The sequence below is a fragment of the Halochromatium sp. genome (assembly GCF_054919635.1).
The window spans coordinates 1-5,302 of sequence record NZ_JBUDPI010000268.1 but is presented as its reverse complement, the minus strand read 5'-3'; the positions used below and the strand labels follow the sequence as shown (position 1 = coordinate 5,302).

The 5,302-nt window shown below is 64.1% G+C and carries 4 protein-coding genes; 3 read left to right on the top strand and 1 reads right to left on the bottom strand.

Annotated features, from left to right (window positions below):
* On the bottom strand, positions 1 to 662 hold a 662-nt coding region (locus tag ACY693_RS14455), incomplete at its 3' end, for a restriction endonuclease (RefSeq protein ID WP_462322521.1).
* A 358-nt stretch (positions 663 to 1,020) separates the two neighbouring features.
* Here ACY693_RS14455 and ACY693_RS14450 point away from each other — a divergent pair.
* The 3 genes from ACY693_RS14450 to ACY693_RS14440 all read left to right on the top strand — a co-directional run.
* Positions 1,021 to 1,182, top strand: coding sequence for a hypothetical protein (locus ACY693_RS14450; protein WP_462322520.1), 162 nt, complete (start codon positions 1,021 to 1,023; stop codon positions 1,180 to 1,182).
* A gap of 137 nt (positions 1,183 to 1,319) precedes the next feature.
* Entirely contained in the window at positions 1,320 to 3,914 is a 2,595-nt protein-coding gene (locus ACY693_RS14445) for a DEAD/DEAH box helicase (RefSeq protein ID WP_462322522.1), read from the top strand.
* Between the two features lie 10 nt (positions 3,915 to 3,924).
* The coding region (locus tag ACY693_RS14440; RefSeq protein WP_462322519.1) for a ribonuclease H-like domain-containing protein at positions 3,925 to 5,302 on the top strand (1,378 nt) is incomplete at its 3' end.

Below are 5,302 nucleotides of genomic sequence, written 5' to 3'. Positions count from 1 at the left end.
CGTTTTGCCTGAACATATACTTTGTCGAGTCCAAGCCGATCTAGTGAAATCACCCCGTCGATGCCATCATCACCAGGCCCGCCGCTTTGTTCTAACGAGTCGTCACTAGCTCCGTACCCCATCGCACTGAGCACCTTCAGAACTAGGTGTTCGAAGAACTCTGGATCTCTGTTCCGAATTCTGTCGAGGATGTCGTTCCGGATACTTTCCTCAATCTCGGACAAAGCCCCAGCGATCCGCTCGTCGGGAGTCTCAAGTACTGTATCGACGGCCTCGTAGTGACTCGCAGACATCTTGTCCGTTCGGTCTCGGCTCGCGTTCGCCGTAGAGTCGTTCTTCGGGTAGGCGAGACGTTGCAGTTCATTCGTGTCAAGGGCCGGGTTCGCACGCGCATAGGCCATTCCCTTGTCTGTGAGCTGCCAAAATCCTCTGCGGAGGCTTGTCGAAAGCCCGTCGCGCTTTAGTCGATCATGAGCCCAGCCGATGCGACTCTTGTACAAGGGATAGGTCCCACTAGGGAGCAACTCGCGCTTCTGGTCGGGTCCAATATCGAACTGTGCAGCCAGTAACCGCTGAGCTTCGGCTGTCGCAAGGCCAGTCGGATGTTCCGCGAGGAGACGGAGTAGCGGCTCGATAAATTTGTCGAAACTAGCAATCGTCATAATCGGTCGACAAAGCTATTCACCTTCGTTCTAGGCGCGCTCTCACCTTTCATGCTAGGCCAACCATGCGTATCGGGGCTATCTGGCCTAGATAAGCCGATAATAGCTTAAGTTTTGGGCGTTCTCGTGCGAATCGTAGGCGGTAGAGTGGTGACAGAGCGTCACTGCCCCGATAAGTTGATAACTCTGGTGTATGCGGACTGTTACGCCAGATCACCCAGTCTAGCCTCCATTATCAGGGCGCTGCAGACCCGATGTGTTGATATTGAACGGATTTTGGGGCAAGAATGCGAGCTTAGGTCAAATTCAGCCGGCATCATTCGAGCAAGGGAGAGGATGGATGACGGGGCCAAGGCTGATGGATAAGGTTCGGAGCCTGATGCAACGGCTCCACTACGCGATCCATGCCGGGCGAAGCTACAGCGACAGGATCGTGCGCAATATCCTGTTTCATCGGGTACCGGCAAGCGACGAACTGTTGCGCGCTAGGGCGGCTGAGGCTGAGCGGTTTCTGACATAGCTCGCCGAGGAGGGAGAGGTCGCCGCAGCAACCTAGAACCAAGCGATGGATGCCTTGGTCTTTCTGTATTAGCGTGTGCTGGATGTGGATTTCGCCGACAAGGGGCGAAGCCTGAGGCCCGAGAGTCAAGCATGAGAATGGCGCAAGACGCTGGCGCTGAGCCGAGGCCGGCCATCGTTTCACAAGATGAGGGTGACCGCGTTCAAACGCTGCTCGCGCGTCTGAAACGCAAGTATGCGGCCCGAATCACCGGCGAACTGACCACGCCGGCCGCTGCGGCCCGCTATGCCGAGCTACCTGCCTCCATGCATCCCCAGTTGCGTGAAGCTCTGGTAGCGCGCGGGCTGAAACGGCTCTACAGCCACCAACGCCAAGCCTGGGATCTGGCCATGGCGGGGCAGCATCTGGTGGTCGCCACGCCGACCGCTTCCGGCAAGACCCTCTGCTACAACCTGCCGGTGCTGGATGCGGTGCTGAGCCGCGGCGCCAAGGCGCTGTACCTGTTCCCGACCAAGGCGCTGGCGCAGGATCAGGTTGCTGAGCTGATGGAGCTGAACCGAGCCGGCGGACCGAGCGACGCCAGAGGGCAGGTCCCTGCCGCCATGCCCGCTGTCAGCCCCGACAGTGCTGGCAGCCCCGGCATCGCGGGCACCTCCCGCATCGCTGACAGCGCGCTAGCTGGCGGAGCGACAGCGACCACCCTCGGCATCAAGGCCTTCACCTTCGACGGCGACACCCCGGGTGATGCGCGCAAGGCGGTGCGCACGCGCGGCGATATCGTCGTTTCCAACCCAGACATGCTGCATCAGGCGATCCTGCCGCATCACACCAAGTGGGCGCAGTTCTTCGAGTCGCTGGCGTTCATCGTCGTCGATGAATTGCACAGCTACCGTGGTGTGTTCGGCTCGCACGTCGCCAATGTCTTCCGCCGGCTGCAGCGGATCTGCCAGTTCTACGGGGTCCAGCCGCAGTTCATCTTCGCCTCGGCGACCATCGCCAATCCGGCCGAGCTGGCCGAGCGCTTGATCGGCGCACCGGTGATGTCTGTCACCGACAGCGGCGCGCCGCAAGGCGAGCGCCATCTGCTGCTGTGGAATCCGCCGGTGATCAATCCGGACCTCGGCATCCGCGCCTCGGCGCGCTCGCAGACCACCCGCATCGCGCGGATGGCGACCAAGACCGGACTGAAGAATATCGTCTTCGCGCGCTCGCGGCTGATGGTCGAGGTGATCACCAAGTACCTCAAAGACGTCTTCGATCGCGACCCGCGCCGACCGCCGCGGGTGCTCGCCTATCGCGGCGGTTATCTGCCAAGCGAGCGCCGGCAGGCCGAGCAGGCATTGCGTGCCGGGCGCGTCGATACCGTCGTCAGCACCTCGGCGCTCGAGCTCGGGGTCGACATCGGCGCGCTCGATGTGGCGGTGCTGAACGGCTATCCGGGCACCATCGCCGCGACCTGGCAGCGCCTTGGGCGGGCGGGCCGGCGCAATCGCCCTTGCCTTGGCGTGCTGGTGGCGACCAGCGATCCGCTCGATCAGTACATGGTGCAGCATCCGGAGTTCTTCCTCGGCGCCTCGCCGGAGCACGCCCGCATCCATCCGAACCAGCTGTTGATCCTGATGGACCATGTGCGCTGCGCGGCGTTTGAGCTCCCGTTTCAGGACGGCGACACATTCGGCGGCCCCGGCTGCGACGAGGACCTCGGCGAGATGCTCGGCTATCTGCGCGACGAGGGCGTGCTGCAGCGCCAAGCCGGCCGCAATGGTGGGCGCTGGTACTGGATTGCCGACAGCTATCCGGCCAATGCCGTCTCGTTACGCTCGGTGGCCGAGGGCAACTTCGTCGTCATCGACATCAGCGACGGCAAGCAGACCATCATCGCCGAGGTCGATTACAGCAGCGCCCCAGGCACCGTTTACGAAGGCGCGATCTACATGGTCCAGTCGCAGCCCTATCAGGTCGAGCGGCTCGACTGGACCGGGCGCAAGGCCTTCGTGCGCCAGACCCGGGCCGACTACTACACCGATGCGATCGATTACACGCGGCTGAAGATCCTCGATCGGTTCGATAGCCGCGCACTGGGTCGGCCCGAGGCGGCAGCACCGAGTGCAGCGGCTAGCCATGGCGAGGTGCACATCGTCCGGCGCTATCCCGGCTACAAGAAGATCCGCTATTACAGCCACGACAATATCGGTTACGGCAACATCGACCTGCCCGACCAAGAGATGCATACCACCTCGGTCTGGTGGCAAGCCGAGCCGGCGGCCTTGGAGCAAGCGCTGCCGGCACGCGAGCACGCAATCGAGGGCTTTCTTGGCGCCGCCTATGCGCTGCACCACGTCGCCGCACTGCGGGCGATGGCGGAGGTGAGGGATCTCGGGCGCGCGGTTGGCGACAGCCAGGGCAGCTGGTTCGCAGTGCTCGGCGGCGACGGCCGTGGACAGCTGCGCGGGCCGAGCAACGAGCCGCTGGCGCAACCGCCGGGCGAGCGCTTCGAGCCGACGCTGTTCCTCTACGACAACTTTCCCGGTGGTGTCGGCCTCTCGGCGCCCTTGTTCGATGATGCCGCACTGCTGGTGCAGGATGCGCTTCGGCTGGTTCAGCATTGTGCCTGTCGCGCCGGCTGCCCGGCCTGCGTCGGACCGATCCTGGCCGGCGATGAGACGCGCGCGCTGACGCCGAAGCGGGCCGCTCAAACCGTGCTCGCGTTGCTCGCTGGCGGCATTGCTTGAGAGTGCCCCGATGCCGAGCCTAAAGGACCGTCTGAATCGTCTGCGCTCGAGCACCGGGACATCGGCTCTTGCGAGGGATACATCGCCCTTCGCAACCTCAGCGACAGCCAAGACCCAGCCCCCAACCGAGCCGACGCCCGATACAGCCGCATGGGCTGATGAGCCCCAAGAGACGCTCGACTCGAGCCAATCTGAGCCATCGACGCCCCCAGAGACCGCAGCTGGAGCGCTTGCAGCCAACTCGCCCGTTTTTCGAGCCCGCAAACCCAGTCTCGCCGAGCGCATCCGCAGGCTCTCGACCGCTGGGCCTAAGCGCGTCCAGCCCCGGCCAACCCCAGAGGCACTCGCCGACAGCCTTGGCGCCGAGCTCATCGCGCCCGGTCTGCTGCGGCTCGAGCGCCGCCAGCCGCTGCGCCAACGCCATGGTCGCTTCCAACCGGCAAGCGGACTCAGCTGTCACTCGACCCATCCGCCTGAGCTCAACACTCTCTCATTGCCCGCACCTGATGGCTGGCGTTTTCTGGATACGGAGACCAGTGGACTGGCCGGCGGCACTGGTACCTGGGTCTTCGTGGTCGGCATCGCGGGCATCGAAGGCGCCGACCTGTGGATGCGTCAATATCTTCTGCTCGAGCTGGACGCAGAGACCGCCATGATGTCCCAGATCCAGTCCGAGCTCGCCGCGGCCAACCTGCTGATCAGCTACAACGGCAAGCGCTTCGATCTGCCCCTGCTCGAGACCCGACTGCGCCTGAACAGGCTGACCGGACGCTTGGATCAGCCTCCTCACCTCGACCTGCTCTATCCGGTGCGGCGCGCCTTCGCGACCCGCTGGCCCGACTGCCGCCTGGCCAGCTGCGAGCAGCGACTGCTCGAGTTTGAGCGCGATGATGATCTGCCTGGCGCCGAGGCGCCGGCGGCTTGGCTGGATTGGCTGCGCGCCGGCAATCCGGCCAGGCTTGGGCCGGTCTTACGTCACAATCGGCTCGATCTGCTCTCGCTGGCGTCCTTACTCCCGGCGCTGGCCGAGGTCCAGCGTCAACCCCAGGCCTACGGCGCTGATCTCCTGGCCTTGGCACGGCATTGGGAGCGCAGCGGCCAAGCATTGGAGGCCGAGCGCCTGTTGGATGACGCCTTGCTCCACCTGGAGCCCGCGGCGGCCTTGTTGCTCGCGCAGCTAAAGCGGCGACGGGGCGCCTGGAGCGAGGCGGTCAGCATCTTGGAGCGGCTTGCCGCTGATGCGGTGGCTGTTCCGGTGACTGAGCCGGTGACTGATTTGGCGGCCAAGGCGGGGATCGCCGCCCTGGCCGAGCTGGCAAAGTACCAAGAGCACGTCAACGGTGACCTCGCGCAAGCCCTGGCCTATGCCGAGCGGTTACCGGACACAG

Bases quoted from the DNA above. Each gene is read 5' to 3' on its own strand.
- ACY693_RS14450 (WP_462322520.1), top strand. From the start codon at position 1,021: ATGGATAAGGTTCGGAGCCTGATGCAACGGCTCCACTACGCGATCCAT.
- ACY693_RS14445 (WP_462322522.1), top strand. From the start codon at position 1,320: ATGGCGCAAGACGCTGGCGCTGAGCCGAGGCCGGCCATCGTTTCACAA.